Source organism: Salipiger aestuarii, from assembly GCF_003259905.1.
Taxonomy (GTDB): domain Bacteria; phylum Pseudomonadota; class Alphaproteobacteria; order Rhodobacterales; family Rhodobacteraceae; genus Salipiger; species Salipiger aestuarii.
This window is the reverse complement of record NZ_QLMG01000124.1, coordinates 1-1,197: the sequence shown is the minus strand read 5'-3', so window position 1 is coordinate 1,197 and position 1,197 is coordinate 1. Positions and strand designations below refer to the sequence as shown.

The following is a 1,197-nucleotide window of genomic DNA, read 5'->3' as shown; positions in this document are numbered from 1 at the left end:
CTCACGCCCTACGAATACATCTGCAAGATCTCGACTTCCGAGCCTGATCGATTCATCCTGAATCCGATCCACCAGATGCCGGGACTAAACACCTAAAGTTGGAGCGAAAATCTCTCCGTTAAAGTTAGCCGCGCAATATCAATAATTTTGCGCGGCTGAATTCTTGATATCGGGGTGGGCAATAATGTGATTTTTTGCAGCATTCATCGGTCATTTTCGTCAGCGCCCGTTACGGCGACGTATTGATAGGCGTTGTTGCGGAACCCGCACCTGATGCGTAACTGCCCCGGTCCCCTTTTCTGTCAGGCGACGCGAATGATCTCGGCAGTACCGAGGGCGTTGGATCGGTTCATGGGTGCGATGCGGATTTGGATTTCAGCGGTCTGGCGGTCGGGGTCTCGTGCCGCGATGCGTTCGCCGAAGGATTTCAGGCAGCGCATCTTCGCTTCGATCCGCCTGCGGGCGTGGTATCCGGTCCAGCGTTTCCAGAACGCCCTGCCGTAATGTCGGGTGGCGCGTAGAGTGTCGTTCCGGGCGCGCGCAGCCGGACAGTCCTCTTTCCAAGGCCGCCCGTTCTTGCGGATTGGAATGATCGGGATGGCGTCACGGGCGATGATGATGCCGTGGCAACGGCGCGTGTCATAGGCGCCATCGGCGGTCACAGTGCCCATCTGCTCTGCCTCTGGGATCTGGCCGAGCAAGTCCGGGAGGATCGGGCTATCGCCGTCGCAGCTGGGGGTGAATTCCACGGCGCGGATGTCTGATGTCGCCGGATCCATCGCCAGATGCACCTTGCGCCATTGGCCTTGACCCTGAACGCCGTGCTCGCGCGCCTGCCATTCGCCGTCGCCCAGGAACTTGATCCCGGTGCCGTCCACTGCCCGGCAGTGCATTGCGCAGCAATGTCACGAGAGGAGATCAGCAGGTTCAGCGGGCCATGCGCACGGCGATAGGGGATCTGCACCTTCAGGGTCTTCTGCCTCCGGCTCAAGGTCGAATAGTCCGGAACGGGCCAGTCCAGTTCCGCGAGCCGCAGCAGACTGGCGACCATCCCGGCGGTCTGTCTGAGCGGCAGCTTGAACAGCACTTTGATCGACAGGCAGTGACCTGCCCCCTGCTGGTCCCTCATTCATGACGAGAGTCTGCAGGTTGGATCTGGGTATTCGGCTTCTCCGTCTGGCGCACGCGCGCCGGGCG

The 1,197-nt window shown here is 60.6% G+C and carries 1 pseudogene; it reads right to left on the bottom strand.

Annotated elements, in window-relative coordinates:
• Window positions 1–302: 302 nt before the first annotated feature.
• Window positions 303–1,102: pseudogene (locus tag ATI53_RS22835) on the bottom strand (IS5 family transposase); the annotation flags it as partial.
• Window positions 1,103–1,197: the final 95 nt, after the last annotated feature.